A 20,998-nucleotide genomic window follows, 5' to 3' on the forward strand; every position below is an offset into this window, starting at 1 on the left:
CGGAGTCATTGGTGCGGCATGGTCTGAAAATAAGCTGGCACGCTCTCCGGGGCGGGGCCCTTGGGATGGGAGTCTTCGATGACCACCTCCGAGTCGGTGTGGACCTGTCCGTTCCGCCACGATGAGGCCCTGGAGTTCGATCCCTTCCTGGCCCGGCTGCGGAGCGAGCCGCCGATCACCCGCATCCCCATGCCCCGCGGGGACGGCGCGGGCGACGCCACGGACGACGGCCCGGCGGCTTCCGGAGGCTCCGGTCCCGCTTCCGGTCCGGCCCCCGGCCCCGGTCCCGGCCGCGAATCCCCCTCAGACGGCCCCGCCGCCCGTGCCGCCTGGCTCGTCACCCGGCACGAGCACGTCCGCGCGGTCACCTCCGACCCCCGCTTCAGCCGCGCCGCCCTGATCGGCCGCGACCTCCCGCGCGTCACGCCCGACCTCGTCGACCACGTCGATTCGATCAACCTCATGGATCCGCCGGCCCACAGCCGCCTGCGCGGCCTGGTGGCCGCGGCGTTCGGCGACCGCCGGGTCGAGGAGCTGCGCCCGCGCACCCGGCGCACGGTCGACGGCCTGCTCGACGCCATGGCCGACCACGGCTCCCCGGCCGACGTCTCCGACTGGCTGGCCGCCCCCCTCCCGCTCGACACCGTCTTCGAGCTGCTGGACGTCCCCGGCCCGGACCGCGCCCCGCTGCGCCGCTGGGCGACGGCGATGATGGCGCCCGGCACCCCCGACGGCGCCGCGGCCGCCGAGGGGAAGGCCGGACTCCGCGCGTATTTCGCCGAGTTGACCGCGGCCCGCCGCCGGCACCCCGGGAGCGACCTGCTCAGCGCCCTGGCCGCGGTCCGCGAGGACGGCGAGCTGCTGGACGCCCGCGAGGTCGCGGTGATGGGCATGCTCCTGCTCGTCACCGGCCACAACACCATCGCCCACCAGATCAGCAACATCGTCTACACCCTGCTCACCCACCCCGCGCAGCTGGAGCTGCTGCGGGCCCGGCCCGAGCTGCTGCCCTCCGCGATCGAGGAGCTCCTGCGCTTCATCCCGTACCGGCAGGGCGTGGGCATCCCCCGCCAGGCCACGGAGGACGTGGAGCTGGACGGCGTCACCATCCGCGCGGGCGAGACCGTCCACGTCTCCTACCTCGCCGCCAACCGCGACGAGCGCGTCTACGACCGCCCCGACGAGCTGGACCTGGCGCGGCGGGACGCCCCCGCCCACCTCACCTTCGGCCACGGCACGCACCACTGCCTGGGGGCCCGGCTGGCCCGCATGGAGCTCCAGGTCGCCATCGGCACGCTGCTCACCCGCTTTCCCGCACTCCGCCTGGCCGTCCCGGCGGAGGAAGTGCGGTGGAACACCGGCTCCATCTGGCGTTTCCCGCTCGCCCTCCCCGTGGCCTGGTAGTGCGACGGGCCTCCGGCACCCCGACGGGGGCGCCGGGGCCCGCCGCCCGCACAAAGGCGACGCCCCGTCGCCCGGTAAGTCACCCGGTCAGTCCCCTGGACCGGTAAGTCCCTGGTAAGGAGGCAGTCATGGCAACGCTCTGCCGACCGGCCATCGCCGTACCCGAGCACGTCATCACGATGGAGGAGACCCTGCACCTGGCCCGGACGCTGCACGCCGACCATCCGCAGCTGCCGCTGGCGCTGCGTCTGATCGGCAACACCGGAGTCCAGACCCGGCACATCCTCCAGCCCATTGAGGACACCCTCAAGCACCCCGGATTCACCTGGCGCAACAACCTCTACGAGACCGAGGCCAAGGCCCGTGTCCCCGGCGTCGTCCGGCGGGCCCTGGAGAACGCCCAGCTGACGTCACGCGACATCGATCTGATCGTCTACGCCTCGTGCACCGGATTCATGATGCCGTCCATGACGGCCTGGCTGATCAACAACATGGATTTCCCGGTCACGACGAGACAGCTGCCGATCGCCCAGCTCGGCTGCGCGGCCGGCGGCGCGGCCATCAACCGCGCGCACGACTTCTGCACCGCCTACCCCGGGGCCAACGCCCTCATCGTCTGCTGCGAGTTCTGCTCGCTGCTCTACCAGCCCACCGACCTCGGCGTCGGCAATCTCCTGTCCAACGGCCTCTTCGGCGACGCCCTGGCCGCGGCCGTGGTGCGCGGCGAGGGCGGCGAGGGCGTGCACCTGGAGCGCAACGGCTCCCACCTCGTGCCCGACACCGAGAGCTGGATCTCCTACGCGGTCCGCGACACCGGATTCCACTTCCTGCTGGACAAGCGGGTGCCGGGCACGATGGCCATGCTCGCCCCCGCCATGCGCGACATGGCCGAGCCCCACGACTGGGACGTCTCCGGCCTGGGCTTCTACATCGTCCACGCGGGCGGGCCGAGGATCCTCGACGACCTGTGCAAATACCTCGACCTCGCGCCCGAATGGTTCCGCTACAGCCGCGCCACGCTCACCGAGCGGGGCAATATCGCCAGCGCCGTCATCTTCGACGCCCTGGAGCGCCTCTGGGCCGACGGCGGCGCGCCGCACAACGCCCGCGGCATCATCGCGGGCTTCGGCCCCGGCATCACCGCGGAGATCGCGCTGGGGACGTGGACCACGGCGGGCCGGGGCGAGGACGAGGGGCGGCGGACACCGCCCGTATCGCCGATGCCGCAGCCCGCCTGAGCGCGCTTCAGGGGACGGCCGGAGGCCTGACCGTCAGAGGTCGAACTCGGCCGGGTTGATGCCCAGCGCGAAGCACGCCTCGCGTACGACGGCCTGCTCGGTCTTGTCGAAGTCGCCGTCGGCGCCGCCGATGACGACGCCGATCTGGATGACCGCACGGGCCTCGGTCGGCTTCTTCTGCACCTTGCCGATGGTCTGCATCACGCTGACCTTGCCGAAGTCGAAGTCGGCCGTGAGCTTCTGGCAGTAGTCGTTGAAGCGGGCCTGGAGGTCGTCGGCCGGGAAGTTCTGCAGCACCTCGTTGGTGGCGATCAGCGAGGCGACGCGCTGCCGCTCCGAGGCGTCGATCGAACCGTCGGCGGCCGCCACCAGGGCACACATGGCCATGCTCGCGTCCCGGAACGCGCCGCTCTTCAGCTCGTTCTTCTTCGCCACCAGCTGACCCTGCATCGTCGTCGCGGAGTCCTTGAGCCGGTCCCAGAGCGCCATTTGCTGTTTCTCCTCATACATCACAACGGGGGTGTACGGGGAGAACGGGGGAGAGGGGTACGGAAGTTCCCAAAGCGACAAAGCGGCGCGCCGTGCGGCGAGTTGCTACGACGTCGAGTTGCTGCGACGTCGAGTTGCTACGACGCCAGCGGATCCAGGTGCAGCGGCTGCACCTTGCCCTCCATCATCGCGCCGAGCCCGAGCACGGAACACACGTCGGCGTGGGCCGCGATCCGCACGATCATCCCCGTGGCGTCCTCGATCATCCGGTCCAGGCCGGGCAGCACCGCGCTGCCGCCCGCGAGCATCACACCGCGGTCGACCAGGTCCGCCACGAGGTCCGGCGGGCAGGCGCGCAGCACGCGGCCGATCGCGTCCAGGACGGCGGTCAGCGGCGTGTGCATGACCTCGCGGACGTCGCTGGTGTTCACCAGGACCGTACGGGACAGGCCCGTCGCCACGTCCCGGCCGCGGACCTCGGCGCTCTCCTGCATGGGCTCCGCGGCCAGTGCGAGGCGCAGCGGGCGCAGGCCCTGCGTCGGCAGCATCAGCTCGTGGCGGCTGCGCAGGTACTCCACGACCGCGTAGTCCATGGCGTCGCCGCCGACCAGCACCTTCTCCGCCGCCACGATCGCCCCCAGCGACAGGACGGCGACCTGCGTGGACGCCGCCCCGCACACCACGATCATCGTCGCCTCGGGCTGCTCGACGGGCAGCCCGCAGCCCACGGCGGCGGCGATGAGGGTGTCGACCAGCTCCACGCGCCGCGTGCCCAGGCCCATCAGGGTCTCGACGGCGGCGCGGCGGGCGAGCGGGTCCGCGTCGTGCGGGATGCACACCGCGGCGCGCAGCATCGGCTTGCGCCGCCAGGCGCGGCGCACCTTGTCGCTGACGAGGCTGCGGAGCATCCGCTGGGCCATCTCGATGTCGACGACGGTGCCGCCGGAGATCGGCCGGACGACGCTGATGTGGGCGGGAGTGCGCCCCGCCATGCCCTCGGCGAGCTGTCCGACCGCGATCAGCGAGCCCGTACGGGTGTTGATCGCGGCGATGCTCGGCTCGTCCACGATCAGGCCGTTGTCGCGCAGGTAGACCCGGGTGCGGGCGGCGCCGAGGTCCACGGCGACGGTGCACCGGCGCACCTGCTCAAGGCTGAAGGACGTCATGACAGGGCCTCACCTGAGCGGCGGTCGGGGGTCACGGTCGGGCCGCCGCCGCCGGGCGCCCCTGGGCTCATCGTGCGCGGCGGGAGGCCGCGCTGCGCGCTGGGCTGGTCCGCACGGGGGGTCGTGTCCGGCCGGGGGCCGGGGTCACTTCGCGTCGCCGTAGCACTCCACCACGGCCGTCGTGAACGGGAACAGCACCGGGGTGTCCCCGAAGACGACGTGCGCGGCGCGGGCCGAGGCCGTGCGGATCGCCTCGCTGACGGTGGCCGCCTCGGCTTCGGGGCAGTGCACGATGACCTCGTCGTGCTGGAAGAAGACGAGCTCGCCGCGGAGCCCCGCGAGCTCCTGGCGCAGGGCCGCGAGCAGGGCCAGGGCCCAGTCGGCGGCGCTGCCCTGCACGACGAAGTTCCGCGTGAAACGGCCGCGGGCCCGGCCGGCCGGGGTGCTGCCGTAGCCGGGCGGGGCCTCCTCCTCGGCGCCTTGCGGGATGCCGGCCTCGTCGGGCGGGGCGGTGGACGCCGGTGGGCACGTGCGCCCGAGCCAGGTGCGGACGAGGCGGCCCTCCTCGCCCGCGCGCGCCGCGTCGTCCACGAGGGCGACGGCCGCGGGGAAGCGGCGGCGCAGGTCGGCGAGGTGCTTCAGGCCGTCGCCGGAGGTCTGGCCGTAGACCGCGCCGAGCAGCGCGAGCTTGGCCCGCTCGCGGTCGCCGGCGAAGGCCCGGTCGGACAGCGCCGCGTACAGGTCGCGCTCGCCGCTCGCGGCCTCCATCAGGCCCGGGTCGCGGGAGACGGCGGCCAGGACGCGCGGCTCCAGCTGATCGGCGTCGGCGACCACCAGCCGCCATCCGGGGTCGGCGACGACGGCGCGCCGCACGACGCGCGGGATCTGCAAGGCGCCCCCGCCGTTGGTGGTCCAGCGGCCGGAGACGGAGCCGCTCGGCACGTACTCGGCGCGGAAGCGGCCGTCGCGCACCCACGTCTGCAGCCAGGAGCGGCCGTGCGCGGTGTGCAGCCGGTACAGCTTCTTGTACTCCAGCAGGGGCTCCACGGCCGGGTGGTCGAGCTCCTTGAGCTCCCACGCGCGCGTGGAGGACAGGGCGATGCCCTGGCGCGCGAAGGCCCGGACGATGTCGGCGGGCAGATCGGGCCGTACGCGGACTTCCTCGCCGTCCTTGCTGAAGGCGTGCGAGACGGCCTCCGCCAGCTCGGCCAGCCGCCGGGGCTCCAGACCGCCCGGGAAGTGCTCGCCGAGCAGCTCGTCCAGGAGCGCGCGGTGGACGTCGGCGCGCCACGGCAGGCCGGCGCGGTTCAGCTCGGCGGCGACCAGGGTGCCCGCGGACTCCAGGGCGAGGAGCAGCAGGAGCCGGCCGGGGTGCTCGGCCGCCCGCGCCCGCGCGAGCTGCGCGGCGTGGACCTCGATCAGGGCGTCGAGCGGATCCGTGCCCGGCGGCAGCGGCACCGGCCCCGGCTCGAACAGCGACGGCTGCCCGCCGGCCGCGCGCGGCGGCGGATCGGCTGGCACGGGCAGCCCGCGCAGCCGCGCCCACGCCGCGGCGAGCGACCGCGGCTGCCCGGACTGACCCTCCTCGTGCCCGATCAGCAGGCTCTCGGCGGCCTCCACGTCGTAACACCGCTCGACGCGGAGGCCCGCCGCGAGCAACTGCGGGTAATGCTGAGCGGTGGACCGCCACACCCACCGCTCGACCCCCGGCCGCGCCCGTACCGCCTCGGCCAGGCTGCCCGCCGACTCGACCGGCCCGGCGGGCTCCCCCGCGAGGTCGACGGCGCGGAGACGGACACCCCCGTCGCCCGTCTCCGCCACTGCCAGCCTCACGGAAAAGATCCTGCCAGCAGGCACTGACAATCGCCCTGACCTGCGGGGTTGCGAGTTCCGGGCTACGTTGGGGGTATGACCGGAACCGGAACCTGGCAGGTGGCGGCGGACGTCGAGGGCCGCCCGACCCGGCGGGACTGCGCCCACCTCGGCGAGGCGGCCGCCGACGTCACCCCGAGCACGACGAAGGGCTGCGAGGACTGCCTGCGCACGGGCGGCACGTGGGTGCACCTGCGCGAGTGCCTGGTCTGCGGCCACGTCTCCTGCTGCGACAGCTCCCCGAACCGGCACGCCAGCGCCCACGCGCACACTGTGCCCGGACACGACCTCGCCCGGTCGTTCGAACCGGGCGAGGAATGGGCGTGGTGCTACGCGGACGAGCTGCTGCTGGTGCCGGGCGCGTAGCCGGCCGCGGGTGCGGCCGGGCGGGTTTCCCTCGCCAGCGCGGCCAGCAGGTGCGCGGCGAACTCCGCCGGGCGCTCGGTGACGCCCAGGTGGCCGCCCGGGAACTCCGCCAGCGGGCTGCCGGTCAGCTCCGCCAGGCGGGCGGCGGGGCCGTACAGCGCCACCTGTTCGCGCGACTCCCGGCCCGCCGCCGGGACCAGCTTGTGCGCGGTGTCGCGGAGAGCGGTGACATCCGGGGACCACCCGGTGAACGGGCAGAGGACGTGCTCCAGGAAGACCGGGAGGTTGGCGTACATGCGGGGCGCCATCTCCTGGATCTCCGGGGGCAGTTCGGCCGCGTGCTGCTCGGACGGCCGGTCGCCCCCGAGCCCTTCGCTGAAGCGGGCCATGGCGGGGCCGGCCCCCTCCTTGCGGAACGTCTCGCGCACCTCGGCGAACAGGGCCCGGTGCGGCGCGGGGTCCTCCAGGAGCTCCACGAGCGGCGGCTCGTGGACGACGGCCCGCCGCACCCGGCCGGGGTGCCGGGCCAGCAGGTCGAGGGCGACGATCGCGCCCGCGCTGCAGCCGAGCACGTCGGCGGGCTCGTCCGGTGAGAGGAGTTCGAGCAGCCGGTACGCGTCGTCGCTCCATACGGCCACCTGCTGGTCGGCGACGGGGCCGTGAAGCGGGCTGCGGGACATGCTGCGCGGGTCGAAGGAGACCACGGTGTACCGGTCCGTCAGGCTCCTGGTGACCGCCTTGTACAGGCCGGCGTCGGCACCCGCGCCGGGTATCAGCAGCAGGACCGGCCCGCTGCCGCGCTGCTCGTAGTAGAGGGTGGCGCCGGGCACGTCGAGGGTGCCGGTGGTGAGGTGGGTGAGGTCGTTCATCACGTGTTCCCCGTCTCTCGGGACGTCTCTCGGGCCAGCCAGTTCTCCAGCGTCCGGTGGAGCGCGTCGAGCGAACGCGCCCAGGACGCCCCGACGTCGCGCGAGTGGCCGAAGCCGCCGCCGAGTTCGAGGTGGATGTAGCCGTGGAACGTGCTCCGCAGCAGGCGGCCCGCGTCGGTCAGGTCCGGTTCGGCGAGGTCGTAGGCGCGCAGCATGCCGTAGGTCAGCTCGATGCTGCGGCGGAAGCCGGCGGAGCCGGCGACCTCCTCCGGCTCGAACCGCATCTGTGTCGCGGCGTAGCGGCCGGGGTGGTCGAGGGCGTAGCCCCGGTAGGCGTCGGCGAAGGCGACGAGCGCGTCCTTGCCGGCGCGCCCCGCGACCGCCGCGCCGATGCGCTCGGTCATCTCCTCGGAGCCCAGCAGCCCGATGCGGACGCGCAGGTCGCGCAGGTTCTTCACGTGCGAGTACAGGCTCGCGTCCTTGACGCCGAGCCGGCGCGCGAGCGCGGAGACGGTGACCTTGTCGAGCCCGGCCTCGTCGGCCATCTCGGCGGCGGCGGCCGTCACTTTGGCGGCGGTGAGCCCAGCGCGCACCATGGCACAACCCCTTTCCTAGGACCTCTAGGAAGGAGGCTAGCACCCCTTGATCATTTGCTGGAGTTGTTTTCGCCGGCCGTCCGGTCCGGCGCCCCGCCGGCCCGCTCGTCCGCCATCTCGTACGCCCCCGCCTCCAGCCGTTCGATCAGGCCGCGGGTCCACGCGTCGCCCGTCTCCGCCGTGTGGATCCAGAGGCCCATGATTTCGGCGATGTGGCCCCAGTCCTCGCCCTCCGCCGGGGTCCAGTGGCGGCGGATCTCCTCGCGCCACTCCTCCAGGGCCGCGATCCGCTGCCGCAGCAGGGCGACGGCCTCGGCGCGCGGGAGGTCGGTGAGGAAGCCCACGCCGGCCGTGAGGACGTCGGTCTTCTCGTCGTGGGCGGAGAGGGCGTGCCGCAGCAGGCGGAAGTACTCCGCCTCGCCGTCCGGCGTCAGTTCGTACTCCGTACGGGGCGGGCCGCCGGCCTCGCTCGGGGCCGTGTCGTGGGCGATGAGCAGGCCTTGCTTCGCCATCGCCTTGAGCGCGTGGTAGATCGAGCCGGGCTTGGCGTTGGACCACTCGTGCGCGCCCCACAGCTCCAGGTCGCTGCGGACCTGGTAGCCGTGCGCCCGCCCGTGCTGCCGCACGGAGCCCAGGACCAGCAGCCGGATCGCCGACATCGCGCCCTCAGTTCCCCTCGTTCCACCTGCTCAGCCGCCTCCGATTGACAGAGTAGGCGGAACGTGGCCGGGCGGGCCGCTCGAACCCCTTTGTCCTACCTGGTCCTACCTCAGACCTCTTCGTCCCCGGACGCGAGCGCCACCAGCTCGAACGCCGTCTTCCCGTCGAGCGACTCGCGGACGATGTCCGCGTGCCCGGCGTGCCGCCCGAACTCCTCGACCAGGTGCAGGAGCAGCCACCGCATCGACACCCGGCTGTCCGCCGGGAACCACGGCGCGGCGGGCAGCGGGAACGTGTCCTCCAGGCTGGGCACGGAGCGGATGAACTCCTCCGTCTCCGCGGTCACCCGCTCCCAGAAGGCGAGCACCCCGGCGACGGTCTCCCCGTCGGTCAGCCGGAAGCTGTCGCCCCACGTCGACTGCTCCCGCTTGGTGTCGGGCTCCCGGCCCTGGGCCATCCGCACCCAGATCTGCTCGACCTCGGCCGCGTGCTTGACGAGCCCGCCGAGGCTCAGCTCGCTGGCGCTCGGCCGCTGCCCGGCCTGCTCGTCGGTCAGCCCGAGCAGTGCTCTGCGCAGGCCGCCCCGCTGGGCCTCCACGAAGGCCAGCAGCGTGCCGCGCTCGTCGGAGGGGTCCTTCTCGATGACGTGCATGACCATGGGGTCCGCCTTCTTCCGTCGCTCTGTCCGGCTGATGGCCCGAATCTACGGCCCCATGAGGTCAGAATCCGTCCTACATCCCGCATCTGACGAGAAGTGAGCCTCAGAACGGGAACCTCGTCCGCCCGTGCTGGATCGAGATCCACTTCGTCGTCGTGAACGCGTCCACCATCGCGTCCCCGTTCAGCCGCCCCACCCCCGACGCCTTCTCCCCGCCGAAGGGCACGATCGGCTCGTCGTGGACGGTCCCGTCGTTCACGTGGATCATCCCGGAGTCGATGCGCTTGGCCACCCGTACGCCGCGCTCGACGTTCCCCGTGTGGACGGCGCCGCTCAGCCCGTACGGGGTGGCGTTCGCCAGCCGGATCGCCTCCTCCTCCCCGTCGAAGGGCAGGATCAGCGCGACCGGGCCGAAGATCTCCTGGCCGAGGATGGCCGCGTCGGCCTTCAGGCCGGTCAGCACGGACGGCGAGACGAGCGTGCCCTCGGCCCCGCCCCGTACGAGCGCGGTCGCGCCGTCCGCGACGGCCTGCTCGACGAGCGCGCCGATGGCCTCCGCCTGCCCGGCGTGGATGAGGGGGCCGATGTGGGTGGCGGGGTCGCCGGGGTCGCCGACCTTGAGGCTCCTGACCTTGGCGACGAACTTCTCGGTGAACTCCTGCTCCACCGAGCGGTCCACGAGCACCCGGTTGGCGGCCATGCAGACCTGCCCCTGGTGGATGAAACGGCTGAAGACCGCCGCGTCGACCGCGTAGTCGAGGTCGGCGTCGTCGAGGACGATCAGCGCGCTGTTGCCGCCGAGCTCCAGGATCGTGCGCTTGAAGTGGCCGGCGGCGACCGTGGCCACGTGGCGCCCGACCTTGTCGGAGCCCGTGAAGGAGATGACCTTCGGGACCGGGTGCTCGATGAGCGCGTCGCCGATCTCCGCGATGTCGGTGACGACGACGTTGAGGACGCCGGCCGGCAGCCCCGCCTCCTCGAAGACCTTGGCGACCAGCCCGCCGCCGCATATCGGCGTGTTCTGGTGCGGCTTGAGGACGACCGTGTTGCCGAGCGCGAGCGCCGGCGCGACGGACTTGACCGACAGCAGGAAGGGGAAGTTGAACGGGCTGATCACCCCGACGACCCCGACCGGCACCCGGTAGAGCCGGTTCTCCTTGGTGTCGTCCGGCGACGGCAGGATCCGGCCCTCCGCCCGCAGCGCGAGGTGGATCGCCTCGCGCAGGAACTCGCGCACCAGGTGCAGCTCGAAGGCCGCCTTCAGCGCCGTCCCGCCGCACTCCGCGGTGATCGCGGCCGCCAGCTCCGCCTCCCGGTCGTCGATGATGCGCAGCGCGCGCTCGAAGACCAGGCGGCGGCTGTACGGATTGGTGCCGCCCCACGCGGGCTGGGCGCGCTCGGCGGCCCGGTAGGCCTGGTCGATCTCGGCGACGCCGGCGACGGTGATGGAGGCGAGCTTCTCCCCGTTGTACGGGTTGAAGTCGACGATGTCCCAGGAGCCGGTGCCCGACCGCCACTCGCCGCCGATGTACTGGAAGGCCAATTCTTCGAAGTAGGACATGTGCCATCCCTGCCTGGAGATACGGGGGCGCACGCGTGCGCCCGAACCGGAACGCGCTCCTGATGGGACGTCATCGTACTGATGTGTTACATGAGTTGGAGCAGCCGCCTCAGCAGGTCGCGAGTGGCCAGCGGCGAGAGGCTGTCCTCGTGCAGCCGCTCCATCACCCTTCCGTACTGCGCCACTTCATCGGGCTTGTCGAGGTAGAGCGCGCTCGTGAGCTGCTCCAGGTAGACCACGTCCGACAGGTCCGACTCGGGGAAGCGGAGCATGGTGAAGGCGCCGCTCTCACCCGCGTGCCCGCCGTGGGCGAAAGGCATCACTTGCAGGGTCACGTTGGCCTGCTCGGAGATGTCCATGAGGTGCTGGAGCTGGCCGCGCATGACGGCCTCGCCGCCGTAGGGGCGGTGCAGCGCGGCCTCGTCGAGGACGGCGTGGAAGTGCGGGGCGCGCTCCGAGAACAGCAGCTTCTGGCGCTCCATGCGCAGCGAGACGCGGCGCTCGACCTCGGCCTCGTCGGCCGCGGGCTGGCCGCGCACGACGACGGCCTGGGCGTACCCCTCCGTCTGGAGCAGCCCGTGCACGAACTGCACCTCGTAGATCCCGATGTGCGAGGCGGCGCCCTCCAGCCCGACGTACGTCTGGAACCAGCCCGGCAGCACGTCGCCGTAGCTGTGCCACCAGCCGGCGACATTGGCCTCGCGGGCGAGCCCGAGCAGCGCCTCGCGCTCCAGCTCGTCGGTGACTCCGTAGAGCGTCAGGAGGTCTTCCACGTCGCGCGCTTTGAAGCTCACCCGGCCCAGCTCCATACGGCTGATCTTCGACTCGGAGGCGCGGATCGAGTAACCGGCCGCCTCGCGGGTGATGCCCCGCGACTCACGCAGCCGCCTGAGCTGGGAGCCCAGGAGTATGCGGCGCACCACAGAACCGCTCGACTCGCTCGTGGCCATCTTTGCGACTCCTCCTCTTCCGGTTCCGTTCCCGGCTTGTCGCTTTCGCCGCTCTCGCCCTCTCCGGGGGCGACCCCCGCAACCCCCGGCGGTGAAGTCTGCCATCTCCGGGCCTCGTTGAGTGTGCATTGAGTGTGCATCCGGCTACCCGGAGGGGAGTAGGTCGGAGGCCGTACGGAAGAGGGCGTAGGAAGAATTGCGGACGGACGCCGACGTGCGCCCCCAAACCCCCCACGTGCACGTGCATCTGCCCTTGCATCCGCCACGCGCATTGGGAACGATGGGGAACGCACACGTGCGTGTCACGTCCACGATTGCCAGGAGTGCCTCGGATGGGTACCGAAGGATCGACTGTGCTCTCTCCCCTGTGGCGAGGGCTGCCACCGATCGCCCCATCGGCCGTCTCCACCTCGGCGTCCTGCGCGCTCCCGCCCCGCTTCGAAGCGGTCCGGACGGCCCGCACGTTCACCAGAACGACCCTTCAGGGGTGGGACCTGGGCGGCCTTTTCGACGATGTGGCGCTGGTCGTCTCGGAGCTGGTGACCAACTCCCTGCGCTACGCCCTTCCCCCCGAGCCGATATCCGGCGGCGTCGCTTACGAGCCCCCGGTGCGGCTGCATCTCATGCGGTGGACGTCGCGGCTCGTGTGCGCCGTGCGCGACCCGAGCGAGCAGAGCCCGACGGCGGGCGAGGCGGACGCCTCGGCGGAGTGCGGGCGGGGGCTCTTCCTCGTGGAGTCCTTCAGCGATACGTGGGGCTGGCATCCGCTGGCGGGGGCGCTGCACGGCAAGGTCGTATGGGCGCTGTTCCGGCTTCCGCGCGAGCAGCACGCGTAACTGCCCACCACGCGTAACTGCCCACTGCGTAGTGAAGGCCTGTCGCCCTCCTACCGGATCAGTCGGTCACCAGATAGTCGAATTCGCCGTCCTTGATCCCGCGCAGCATCGCATCGATCTCCGCCGGGGTGTAGACGAGCGCCGGTCCGTCCGGGTGACGGGAATTGCGCACGGCGACTCCACCGTCCGGCAGCTTGGCGAACTCCACGCACGAACCCTGGGAGTTGGAGTGCCGGCTCTTCCGCCAGACGACGCCGTCGAGGTCCGCGGCGGCCATGCCGTTGTACGCGCGGCCGTTGTACGCGTGAGGCACAGGACTCTCCCGGAGAATTGCAGGGCACCCCGGCCCGCCCGGCGGCGAATGGTGGGGTTGACAACTACTCCCGGATCATAGCTGCGTTCACATGCTTCTGCATGAGCGAATGCACGTGCACTTACGGTGTTCCCGTACTTCTTCAGCGTGACTACACCATCGTGACCAGGCGCTTTAGTGAATGCGTCGGTTACTTGCCCTTACTGGCATACGGCAGGAGTGCCATCTCACGGGCATTCTTGATCGCCCGGGCCAGGGCGCGCTGCTGCTGGACGGTGACGCGGGTCACCCGGTGGCTGCGGATCTTCCCCCGGTCCGAAATGAACTTCCGGAGGAGATCGGTGTCCTTGTAGTCGATATACGTGATGCCCGCCGTTTCCAGGGGGTTGGGGCGGGGCTTGAGGTTCTTGCGGTGGTCGGGGCGGCGGGTCATGGAAAGTCCTCGAAGTGCTTGCGGGGTTGCCGGTTCTTGTGTGCCGGTTCTTGTGTGTGCCGGTTCTTGCGGGGCGTCAGGAAACGGGATCGAGCAGCGCGTCGAACGCGGCCGGGAGCCGCCGCCAGGCGCCGGGCCCGCCCGCGTATTCGGCGTCGGTCAGCAGGCAGGACGCCAGCAGCTCGCGCAGCCCGTCGCCGTCGAGCCCGGGGGACGTGAAGGTGAGGTGCTGGAGGCGGTCGCCGTGCTCGGGGTCCCAGTCGAGGGCGGCGGCCACGCGCCGGTCCGGCGGCACCATGTCCCAGGCGGCGTCCGGCAGCGCCGCGAGCCACGGCCCGGCGCTCTCCACGCACAGCGCACCGCCCGCGGCGTCCCACGCGAGCAGCGTGTCCGGCCGGTCGGCGAGCCAGAACCGGCCGCGGCTGCGTGCGGCGGCGCAGCACAGGTCCTCCAGCGCGGCGTACAGACGGCCCGGGTGGAAGGGCCGGCGGGCACGCCACACGAGCGTGGTGACGCCGTCCGTGTCGGCCTCCTGCGGCAGCAGCGCGCAGGCGGGGTGCTGACGGGCCGCGGCGGCCTCCACGTCGAAGCCGGCGACCGCGGCGGCCGCGAGCTCGACGGAGTCGGCAGGGATGCGGCGGGCGGTGGGGGCGAGTTGGGCGAGGAGGGCGTGGTCGGTGGCGTCGGCGGGGGCGACGGGCTCGTCGTCCAGTTCCGCCGTGGCTTCCGCCCTGGCTTCCGCCCTGGCTTCCGCCGTGGCTTCCGCCAGCGCGAGCACCGTCGGGTACTCCAGCTGCCGGGCGAAGGTGTCGGCCACGGTGCGCTGATCGCCGGCCGCGGCGGCCAGGCCGGCCTCGGCGAGGTCGTCGCCGCAGCCGAGCGCGGGCAGGACGAGGGCCGGGTCCACGGCGGTGATCACGCCGGTGAGGCGCAGGTCCTCGCCCGCGTGGGCGGCCACGACCTCGGCCATGGCCTTGGGCTCGACGGAGTCCCACAGCTCGACGACGGCGAGTCGGCAGGTGCCGGCCGCGGCGAGCCGCTCCAGCTCGGGCATGAGGTCCTCGCGCAGGGCGCAGCAGGCGCAGTCGTTGACGAGCGGGGTCTCGCCCGCGTCGAGGACGCCGGTGCGGTCCCGTACGGTCCGGCGAACCGTTCCGGCGGCGGCGGTGGCCAGGTCGTGGTGGAGGGCGACGCTGCCGGGGACGGTGCGGAGGAGGTGTTCGACCGCGGCCCGGCGGGCGTCCGCGTGCAGACCGCCCACCAGGGCCACGGGCAGGGGGCGCGGCGCGGTCACCGCGGGCCTCCGCGGCGGCCGTTGCTGCTGCCACCGCTGCCGTAACGGCGCTCGAAGCGCTCGACGCGTCCGGCCGTGTCCAGGACGCGGGCCGTGCCGGTGTAGAAGGGGTGGCTCGCCGAGGAGATCTCGACGTCGACGACGGGGTACGTCCTGCCGTCCTCCCACTCGACGGTCTTGTCGCTGGTGGCGGTCGAGCGGGTGAGGAAGGCGAATCCGGCGGCGCGGTCACGGAAGACGACGGGGCCGTAGGGCGGGTGGATGCCGGGCTTCATGGCGGGTCAGCGCTCCTCTCGGAAGGTGACGTGGCGGCGGGCGACGGGGTCGTACTTCCGCAGCTGCATGCGGTCGGGGTCGTTACGGCGGTTCTTGCGGGTGACGTAGGTGAATCCGGTGCCGGCGGTGGACCGGAGCTTGATGACGGGGCGTAGCTCGTTGCGGGCCATGGGGGCTACTATACAGAAATGGTTTCCATTTTCATTAGGAGGTCCCGCGTATGTCCGCCCACTGCCAACTGACCGGCCGCAAGCCCGGCTTCGGGAACGCCGTCTCCCACTCCCACCGCCGTACGTCCCGGCGCTTCGACCCCAACATCCAGACCAAGCGCTACTGGCTCCCCGGCGAGGGCCGCCACGTACGGCTGCGGCTCAGCGCGAAGGGCATCCGGACGGTCGACGCGATCGGCATCGAGGCCGCGGTCGCCCGCATCCGGGCGCGCGGCGAGAAGGTCTGAGGGAGACGGAAGCCTGATGGCGAAGAAGAGCAAGATCGCAAAGAACGAGCAGCGCCGCCTGACGGTGGCCCGCTACGCGGCCCGGCGCGCCCTCCTCAAGGCGCTCATCCGCAATCCGCAGACCCCGGAGGAGGAACGGCAGGCCGCCGCCCGCGAACTGCACCGCCAGCCGCGCGACGCGAGTGCCACGCGCGTCCGCAACCGCGACGCGGCGGACGGCCGCCCGCGCGGCTACTTCCGTACGTTCGGCCTGAGTCGCGTCAACCTCCGTAAGGAGGCTCACGCGGGTCACCTCCCGGGCGTACGCAAGTCGAGCTGGTAGGCGGGGACGGCAGCGGGACGGAAGCGGGGCGGAGGCGGAAGCGAAGGCGGTGCGCGGAGGCAGGGCCGGCGGGCTTGAGGGGGGGCTTTGAGGGGGCCGCCGGCCCCGGCTCCCGCTGCCGTCGACCGGAGGTCAGGCCGGGGTCAGGCGGAGGTCAGGCCTTGTGCCACTGCTGGTGGGCGGCTCCGCCGGCGACGCAGTCGCGGACCGTGACCGAGGCGCCCTGCCACCAGTTCGCGTCCGTGATGGTCAGGCAGCGGTGGTTGAGGTCGGTGTGGATCTCGCTGCCGCTCCAGTGCCAGCCCTGCTGCTTGAGCCCGACGCAGTCGTACATCTGGACCGTGGCGCCGTTGTCGCCGTTGCCGATGGCCAGGTCGAGGCACTTGCTGCTGAGATCGCTGCGGATCTCGCTGCCGTTCTCGGTCCAGCGCTCACTGGCATTGCCGTTGCAGTCGTATGTCTGTACGGAGGCGCCGTTCCCCGTGTTGAAGTGGGCGACGTTGAGGCATCTGTTGTTGAGGTTCGACATGATCTCGAACCCGGCGGCCGCGGCGGCCGGTCTGGCCCGGGGCCGCGCTTCCCGGGCGTTGTCGGCAGCGGCCGACGAGGTGGCGAAGAACGCGCCGGTCACGAGCACGAGGGCGCCCAGCGGGCGGAGCGCACGATGGATGGTTCCCGTTCCCATGGCTGTTCCTCTCGGATGCGGCCGGCTTCTCGGACGGAGCCGGCTCCGATGGGGCGCGCGAGGACGCGGTGCGCGCGAGGACGTGGGGCGCGCATGAGGATGCCCGGGAAGGGGTGAAGGGGGAAGGCCCGCGGCAGGGCGGGCCGTGCGAACCCGGCTCCTCCGGCCGCTGCCCACCGCTCGGCGGTGGGCAGCGGCCGGATCGGAGCGCGCGGGCTTACAGCTGGCCGGACTCGGCGATGGTGATCTTAGCGGCGGTCTTGCCGCTCTGGGAGCCGAGCGACTCGATCTTCTTGACGAGCTGCATGGAGGCCTCGTCGGCGACCTCGCCGAAGACGACGTGCTTGCCGTCCAGCCAGCCCGTCACGATGGTCGTGATGAAGAACTGGGAGCCGTTGGTGTTCGGCCCCGCGTTGGCCATCGACAGCAGACCCGGGCGGTCGTGCTTGAGCTTGAAGTTCTCGTCGGCGAACTTCTCGCCGTAGATGCTCTTGCCGCCCGTGCCGTTGCCGGCGGTGAAGTCGCCGCCCTGGAGCATGAAGTCCGGGATGACGCGGTGGAAGGAGGAGCCGGCGTAGCCGAAGCCCTTCTCGCCGGTGCAGAGGGCGCGGAAGTTCTCCGCGGTCTTCGGGACGACGTCCTCGAAGAGGTTGAAGGTGATGCGCCCGGCGGGCTCGTCGTTGATGGTGATGTCGAAGTAAACCTTGGTCGTCATGCCCTCATCCTGACACTTCGGCCCGCATAGCCACTGCTCAGGCACCCCGAACGGCCCTATCGAGGTGAGCCGCGCCACAGCCGGTGCCATGGTGATGTGGTGACGACGACGATGCAGCCGCCCCTGGTCGTGGGCGTCGACGGTTCCCCGGGCAGCATGCAGGCCCTGGACTGGGCCGTGGACGCCGCCACCCGTCACGGCGTCCGGCTCCGCATCGTCTACGCCTCCCGCTGGGAGCGCTACGAGACCCGCCTGCCGGCCGACGGCGAGCCCTCCCCCGAGGCGGTCGCAGAGGAGCGCGTCAGCGCCGTGGCCGAGATGCGCGCCCGGCAGCGTGCCCCGGGCCTCGTCGTCGAGGCGGACGTGCTCCCGGAGGAGCCGCTGAACGCGCTGCTGGACGAGTCCCGCCGGGCCGTGGCGCTCGTCACCGGCCCGTCCGGCCGCGGCACGCTGACCGGCCTGCTCCTCGGCTCGGTCAGCCTCTCGGTCGCGGCCCGCGCCCACTGCCCGGTGGTCGTCGTGCGGGGCGGCGAGCGGAACGTCCGCGGCGAGTACGGCCGGATCGTCGTCGGCGTCGGCGACCCCGAGGAGGCCCCGGCGGCCCTCCGCTTCGCCCTCCGCGAAGCCGCCGCGCGCGGCTGCGGCGTCGAGGCCGTACGGGCTTGGCGGCATCCCGCCCACCAGTCGGCGGACCACTACCCGCTGCCCAGCGACGACGCCATCGAGCACGAGGAGCTCGCCGGGCGCGAGCTGACCGAGGCGCTGCGCGAGCCGCAGCGCGAGTACCCGGACGTCACCGTGCACAGCACCGTCTACGAGGGGCACGCCCGCAAGGCGCTCATCGACGCGTCGGAGACGGCGGACCTGCTGGTCGTCGGCTCCGTACGCCGCCGCCGCGGCTTCGGCCTCCAGCTCGGCCGCGTCAGCCACACGGCGCTGCACCACGCGGCGTGCCCGGTGGCGGTGGCGCCGCAGGAGTAGGCCGTGCTCGGCATCCACGGCGTTCTCGCTTGAACGTGTTCAAAAACAGGTCTACAGTCACGGACACCAAAGCTTTTGAACACGTTCAAGAAGGGGTGGGGAACGTGGATCTCACGGTCGTCTCGTATGCCATCTACCTGCTGGTCAGCCTCGGCCTCACGGTCTGGGTCGCACGCACGCTCAGCCGCAACGGCCGCGTCTTCCTCGCCGACGTCCTGCACGGCAACGAGAAGCTCGCGGACGCGGTGAACCACCTGCTGGTGGTCGGCTTCTACCTGGTGAACCTCGGCTTCATCGCCCTGTACCTCCAGGACGACACCACGGTCGCCGACGCCCGCGGCGTCTTCGAGGTGCTGTCGCGCAACCTCGGCGTCGTCCTCCTCGTGCTCGGTGCGATGCACCTCGGCAACGTCTACGTCCTGAACCGGTTCCGCCGACGCGGCCTGATGGACCGGGAGCAGGTCCCGCCGGTCGCACCGCAGGGCTACGCGGGGCAGCAGGGCCCGTGGAGCGGGCCGGCCGCGCCGGTCGCGCCGGCCGGCGGGCACTGAGCCCGATGGTCACCGCTGTAGCCGGCGACCGGGGCGCCGCCGCTTTCCGGAGCGCCCCGGTCCGCCGGCTCACCGTCCTCTACGACGCGCAGTGTTCCCTCTGCACCTTCGTCCGCACCTGGCTGGCGAAGCAGCGGCAGCTCGTACCGCTCGACCTCGTACCGGTCGGGTCGGCCGAGGCACGGCGCCGCTTCCCGGAGCTCGACCACGCCGCCGCGTACGAGGAGATCACCGTCGTCGGCGACGGCGGGCAGGTCTACCGGGGCGCCTCCGCCTGGGTCGTCTGCCTGTGGGCGCTCTCCGCGTACCGCCCGCTCGCCCACCGGATGAGCACCCCGTCCGGCCTCCGCTTCGCCCGCGGGGCGGTGCTGGCCGCGGCCAAGTACCGGGGTACGCGGTGGCAGGCGCCCGCGGCCGGGGCGGCGGGCTGGGTCTACCAGCCGGCCGGCGGCTGGACGTACGTCTCTCCTCCGGTGTGCGGCGGCGACGGAGGTGGCTGCGATGCTCAGGATGCGTAGCGCCGTCGGCCTCGCCGCCTTCGGCGCCGTGGCCGCGCTGGCCGCCCTGGTCGTCCTCCTCAGCCCGCCCGCCGGCTCGGCGGAGCGAGCGGACGTGATCGGCTCGTGGCGCAGCCACCAGGCCGGGGCCCTCACCCTGCGCGAGGACGGGACGCTCACCGCGGTGCGCGTCCCCACCGCCTTCGCCGCCGACGACGAGAGGCCCACCGCCTGGTTCACCGGCCGCGGAACCTGGTCCCTGAAGAGGAAGCCCAAGCTCGGCCACCAGCGGATCCGGATCGAGAACGAGGCCGGGGGGACGTACGAACTGTCGATCGCCGGGGAGCGCGCCCGCGACGGCCTGTTCATCAAGCCGTCCGGGGAAACGGCCACCCAATTCCGCTTCAAGAAGACCCTTTAGGCTCTGAACCGTGCCAGCAGCAGAGAACGAGCCCCGGCCTGCGACGAGTGAGAAGTCCGCGGAGAGTGGGAAGTCCGCGGCGAGCGAGAAGCTCGCGAAGAGCGAGCAGACGCGCACCCTGATCCTGGAGACCGCGATGCGGCTCTTCCAGGAGCGCGGCTACGACAAGACCACCATGCGGGCCATCGCCCAGGAGGCCGGGGTCTCCGTCGGCAACGCGTACTACTACTTCGCCGGCAAGGAACACCTGATCCAGGGCTTCTACGACCGGATCGCCGCCGAGCACCAGGCGGCGGCCCGCGAGGTGCTGGACCGGGAGACCGACCTGGAGGCGCGGCTCTCCGGCGTGCTGCAAGCCTGGCTCGACGTGGCCACGCCGTACCACGAGTTCGCGGCCCAGTTCTTCAAGAACGCCGCCGACCCGGACTCCCCGCTCAGCCCGTTCTCCGCCGAGTCCGAGCACGCGCGGGAAGCGGCCATCGACGTCCACCGCGAGGTGCTCGCCGGCGCCAAGGCCAAGGTCCCGGCCGAGCTGCGCGACGTCCTCCCCGAGCTGATGTGGCTCTCCCAGATGGGCCTCGTCCTCTACTGGGTCTTCGACCGCTCGCCCGACCGCGAACGCACCCGCCGCCTGGCCGACCGCGGCGCCCGCCTGACCACCCGCGGCATCTCGCTGGCCCGCTTCCGGGTCCTCCGCCCGCTCGTCCTCGAAATCCACGAACTGTTCACGGACTTCCTGCCGGGCATGGCACAGACGGCGGTCGCGCGCCGCACGTAGTCGCGGAACCGGGCGGCAGTGCGACACCCGCGGGGGCGCCGCACTGCTCTCACTCTCCGTCGCCTCCCTGGCAGATGAGAATGCTGACGTCACTGGGGTCGGTGCTGGCCCCGAACCCCGGGCCCTGCTCCACGGCCGTGGCGGACTCCATGACCTGCAAGTCGAGAAGCACCATCGCTCTCCCCTTCCGCTTCCGTCCCGCGCTCCTTGAGGCCCGCGGAAACAGGCCCGTAAAAGCTCTGCCCACAGGGCGCCGGGACAATCGGGCCCGACGGTTACCGGGTGCGTACCGCTTGGGCGGCGCGCCAAGTCCGGGGATCAGGCGTCGCTCAGGTCCGCGTCGTCCGCGGAGAGCTGCTCCGGCACGAACGTTCCCTTGGCGGGGAGCGTAACCAGGAGGCCGCGGTCCCGTAGCTCCTGGATGGCTCGGCGGACCGTTCCGATGGCTACGCCGTACTGCTCGGCCAGGTCCCTCTCACCCGCCAGGCGGGCGCCCGGGCGCAGGATTCCGGCCTCGATCTGGGCGGCGACGTGGTCTGCGACCTGCATGTAGACGTAGGCAACCCTCGTCGGGTCGACGGGTGGGGCGCCCTGCTCCTCTGCCATGGGC

General features: G+C 72.2%; 29 protein-coding genes. 11 read left to right on the forward strand and 18 right to left on the reverse strand.

Annotated elements, in window-relative coordinates; translation table 11 throughout:
* Positions 1-78 precede the first annotated feature (78 nt).
* Both PS271_RS15375 and PS271_RS15380 read left to right on the forward strand, forming a co-directional pair.
* A complete protein-coding gene (locus PS271_RS15375; protein WP_398382432.1) occupies positions 79-1,404 on the forward strand; it encodes a cytochrome P450 in 1,326 nt (441 codons plus the stop codon).
* A 128-nt stretch (positions 1,405-1,532) separates the two neighbouring features.
* A complete protein-coding gene (locus tag PS271_RS15380; protein WP_398382433.1) occupies positions 1,533-2,642 on the forward strand; it encodes a type III polyketide synthase in 1,110 nt (369 codons plus the stop codon).
* A gap of 33 nt (positions 2,643-2,675) precedes the next feature.
* Here the strand turns inward: PS271_RS15380 and PS271_RS15385 are convergent, their stop codons facing one another.
* The 3 genes from PS271_RS15385 to PS271_RS15395 all read right to left on the reverse strand — a co-directional run bounded on the left by PS271_RS15385 (position 2,676) and on the right by PS271_RS15395 (position 6,130).
* Positions 2,676-3,131 (reverse strand): tellurite resistance TerB family protein, encoded by a 456-nt coding sequence (locus tag PS271_RS15385; protein ID WP_398382434.1) that lies wholly within the window; start codon positions 3,129-3,131, stop codon positions 2,676-2,678.
* 137 nt (positions 3,132-3,268) lie between these two features.
* Positions 3,269-4,297 (reverse strand): rod shape-determining protein, encoded by a 1,029-nt coding sequence (locus PS271_RS15390; protein WP_398382435.1) that lies wholly within the window; start codon positions 4,295-4,297, stop codon positions 3,269-3,271.
* Positions 4,298-4,441: 144 nt separating this feature from the next.
* Entirely contained in the window at positions 4,442-6,130 is a 1,689-nt protein-coding gene (locus PS271_RS15395) for a bifunctional 3'-5' exonuclease/DNA polymerase (RefSeq protein WP_398382436.1), read from the reverse strand.
* 75 nt (positions 6,131-6,205) lie between these two features.
* Here PS271_RS15395 and PS271_RS15400 point away from each other — a divergent pair, with 75 nt between their 5' ends.
* A complete protein-coding gene (locus PS271_RS15400; protein ID WP_398382437.1) occupies positions 6,206-6,535 on the forward strand; it encodes a UBP-type zinc finger domain-containing protein in 330 nt (109 codons plus the stop codon).
* On the opposite strand, the gene PS271_RS15405 is transcribed toward PS271_RS15400, so the two are convergent.
* The 6 genes from PS271_RS15405 to PS271_RS15430 form a co-directional block, all read right to left on the reverse strand.
* Positions 6,499-7,404 (reverse strand): alpha/beta fold hydrolase, encoded by a 906-nt coding sequence (locus PS271_RS15405; protein WP_398382438.1) that lies wholly within the window; start codon positions 7,402-7,404, stop codon positions 6,499-6,501. The two genes, PS271_RS15400 and PS271_RS15405, sit on opposite strands and share 37 nt — an antisense overlap.
* On the reverse strand, positions 7,404-8,000 hold the full coding sequence (locus tag PS271_RS15410; protein WP_398382439.1) for a TetR-like C-terminal domain-containing protein: 597 nt from the start codon (positions 7,998-8,000) through the stop codon (positions 7,404-7,406). The genes PS271_RS15405 and PS271_RS15410 overlap by 1 nt, the downstream gene beginning before the upstream one ends.
* Before the next feature lie 50 nt (positions 8,001-8,050).
* Positions 8,051-8,659, reverse strand: a complete 609-nt coding sequence (locus PS271_RS15415) for a PadR family transcriptional regulator (RefSeq protein ID WP_398382440.1) — start codon at positions 8,657-8,659, stop codon at positions 8,051-8,053.
* Positions 8,660-8,769: 110 nt separating this feature from the next.
* Positions 8,770-9,318, reverse strand: coding sequence for a DinB family protein (locus tag PS271_RS15420; RefSeq protein ID WP_356280995.1), 549 nt, complete (start codon positions 9,316-9,318; stop codon positions 8,770-8,772).
* A gap of 103 nt (positions 9,319-9,421) precedes the next feature.
* Complete coding sequence (locus tag PS271_RS15425) at positions 9,422-10,879, reverse strand: aldehyde dehydrogenase family protein (RefSeq protein WP_398382441.1); 1,458 nt, start codon at positions 10,877-10,879, stop codon at positions 9,422-9,424.
* Positions 10,880-10,965: 86 nt separating this feature from the next.
* Positions 10,966-11,829: a Sco1979 family transcriptional regulator gene (locus PS271_RS15430; RefSeq protein ID WP_106674434.1), complete on the reverse strand. Its 864-nt coding sequence runs from the start codon at positions 11,827-11,829 to the stop codon at positions 10,966-10,968.
* A 332-nt stretch (positions 11,830-12,161) separates the two neighbouring features.
* On the opposite strand from PS271_RS15430, the gene PS271_RS15435 reads away from it, so the two are divergent.
* On the forward strand, positions 12,162-12,665 hold the full coding sequence (locus tag PS271_RS15435; RefSeq protein ID WP_398382442.1) for an ATP-binding protein: 504 nt from the start codon (positions 12,162-12,164) through the stop codon (positions 12,663-12,665).
* Positions 12,666-12,723: 58 nt separating this feature from the next.
* Here PS271_RS15435 and PS271_RS15440 read toward each other — a convergent pair whose 3' ends face one another.
* The 5 genes from PS271_RS15440 to rpmG all read right to left on the reverse strand — a co-directional run bounded on the left by PS271_RS15440 (position 12,724) and on the right by rpmG (position 15,151).
* Positions 12,724-12,942 carry a DUF397 domain-containing protein gene (locus PS271_RS15440; protein ID WP_364966602.1) on the reverse strand — a complete coding sequence of 73 codons (219 nt, stop codon included), beginning with the start codon at positions 12,940-12,942 and terminating at the stop codon, positions 12,724-12,726.
* Between the two features lie 226 nt (positions 12,943-13,168).
* Positions 13,169-13,411, reverse strand: a complete 243-nt coding sequence (rpsR, locus tag PS271_RS15445) for a 30S ribosomal protein S18 (RefSeq protein ID WP_398382443.1) — start codon at positions 13,409-13,411, stop codon at positions 13,169-13,171.
* 76 nt (positions 13,412-13,487) lie between these two features.
* The gene (locus PS271_RS15450; protein WP_398382444.1) at positions 13,488-14,705 is read right to left on the reverse strand and encodes a CobW family GTP-binding protein; all 1,218 of its coding nucleotides are present in this window, start codon (positions 14,703-14,705) and stop codon (positions 13,488-13,490) included.
* Entirely contained in the window at positions 14,702-14,980 is a 279-nt protein-coding gene (locus PS271_RS15455) for a type B 50S ribosomal protein L31 (protein ID WP_398382445.1), read from the reverse strand. Before PS271_RS15455 ends, PS271_RS15450 begins: the two co-directional genes overlap by 4 nt.
* 6 nt (positions 14,981-14,986) lie before the next feature.
* Positions 14,987-15,151 (reverse strand): 50S ribosomal protein L33, encoded by a 165-nt coding sequence (gene rpmG / locus PS271_RS15460; protein WP_120755455.1) that lies wholly within the window; start codon positions 15,149-15,151, stop codon positions 14,987-14,989.
* Between the two features lie 50 nt (positions 15,152-15,201).
* Between rpmG and rpmB the strand changes: the two genes are divergently transcribed.
* Entirely contained in the window at positions 15,202-15,438 is a 237-nt protein-coding gene (gene rpmB / locus PS271_RS15465; protein ID WP_356281015.1) for a 50S ribosomal protein L28, read from the forward strand.
* Between the two features lie 16 nt (positions 15,439-15,454).
* Positions 15,455-15,760 (forward strand): 30S ribosomal protein S14, encoded by a 306-nt coding sequence (gene rpsN / locus PS271_RS15470; RefSeq protein WP_398382446.1) that lies wholly within the window; start codon positions 15,455-15,457, stop codon positions 15,758-15,760.
* Between the two features lie 154 nt (positions 15,761-15,914).
* On the opposite strand, the gene PS271_RS15475 is transcribed toward rpsN, so the two are convergent.
* The gene (locus tag PS271_RS15475; RefSeq protein WP_398382447.1) at positions 15,915-16,445 is read right to left on the reverse strand and encodes an RICIN domain-containing protein; all 531 of its coding nucleotides are present in this window, start codon (positions 16,443-16,445) and stop codon (positions 15,915-15,917) included.
* Positions 16,446-16,662: 217 nt separating this feature from the next.
* Positions 16,663-17,160 carry a peptidylprolyl isomerase gene (locus PS271_RS15480; RefSeq protein ID WP_398382448.1) on the reverse strand — a complete coding sequence of 166 codons (498 nt, stop codon included), beginning with the start codon at positions 17,158-17,160 and terminating at the stop codon, positions 16,663-16,665.
* A gap of 99 nt (positions 17,161-17,259) precedes the next feature.
* Here PS271_RS15480 and PS271_RS15485 point away from each other — a divergent pair, with 99 nt between their 5' ends.
* The 5 genes from PS271_RS15485 to PS271_RS15505 all read left to right on the forward strand — a co-directional run bounded on the left by PS271_RS15485 (position 17,260) and on the right by PS271_RS15505 (position 20,388).
* The gene (locus tag PS271_RS15485) at positions 17,260-18,141 is read left to right on the forward strand and encodes a universal stress protein (RefSeq protein ID WP_398382449.1); all 882 of its coding nucleotides are present in this window, start codon (positions 17,260-17,262) and stop codon (positions 18,139-18,141) included.
* Between the two features lie 104 nt (positions 18,142-18,245).
* Positions 18,246-18,692, forward strand: a complete 447-nt coding sequence (locus PS271_RS15490) for a hypothetical protein (RefSeq protein ID WP_398382450.1) — start codon at positions 18,246-18,248, stop codon at positions 18,690-18,692.
* 5 nt (positions 18,693-18,697) lie between these two features.
* Positions 18,698-19,210 carry a thiol-disulfide oxidoreductase DCC family protein gene (locus PS271_RS15495; RefSeq protein WP_398382451.1) on the forward strand — a complete coding sequence of 171 codons (513 nt, stop codon included), beginning with the start codon at positions 18,698-18,700 and terminating at the stop codon, positions 19,208-19,210.
* Positions 19,194-19,610 carry a hypothetical protein gene (locus PS271_RS15500; RefSeq protein ID WP_398382452.1) on the forward strand — a complete coding sequence of 139 codons (417 nt, stop codon included), beginning with the start codon at positions 19,194-19,196 and terminating at the stop codon, positions 19,608-19,610. The genes PS271_RS15495 and PS271_RS15500 overlap by 17 nt, the downstream gene beginning before the upstream one ends.
* Before the next feature lie 118 nt (positions 19,611-19,728).
* Complete coding sequence (locus PS271_RS15505; protein WP_398386862.1) at positions 19,729-20,388, forward strand: TetR/AcrR family transcriptional regulator; 660 nt, start codon at positions 19,729-19,731, stop codon at positions 20,386-20,388.
* A 49-nt stretch (positions 20,389-20,437) separates the two neighbouring features.
* On the opposite strand, the gene PS271_RS15510 is transcribed toward PS271_RS15505, so the two are convergent.
* Both PS271_RS15510 and PS271_RS15515 read right to left on the reverse strand, forming a co-directional pair.
* Entirely contained in the window at positions 20,438-20,563 is a 126-nt protein-coding gene (locus PS271_RS15510; RefSeq protein ID WP_398382453.1) for a SapB/AmfS family lanthipeptide, read from the reverse strand.
* 143 nt (positions 20,564-20,706) lie between these two features.
* Positions 20,707-20,994, reverse strand: coding sequence for a winged helix-turn-helix domain-containing protein (locus PS271_RS15515; protein WP_398382454.1), 288 nt, complete (start codon positions 20,992-20,994; stop codon positions 20,707-20,709).
* Between the last annotated feature and the right edge of the window lie 4 nt (positions 20,995-20,998).

The sequence above is a fragment of the Streptomyces sp. SCA2-17 genome, assembly GCF_044336695.1.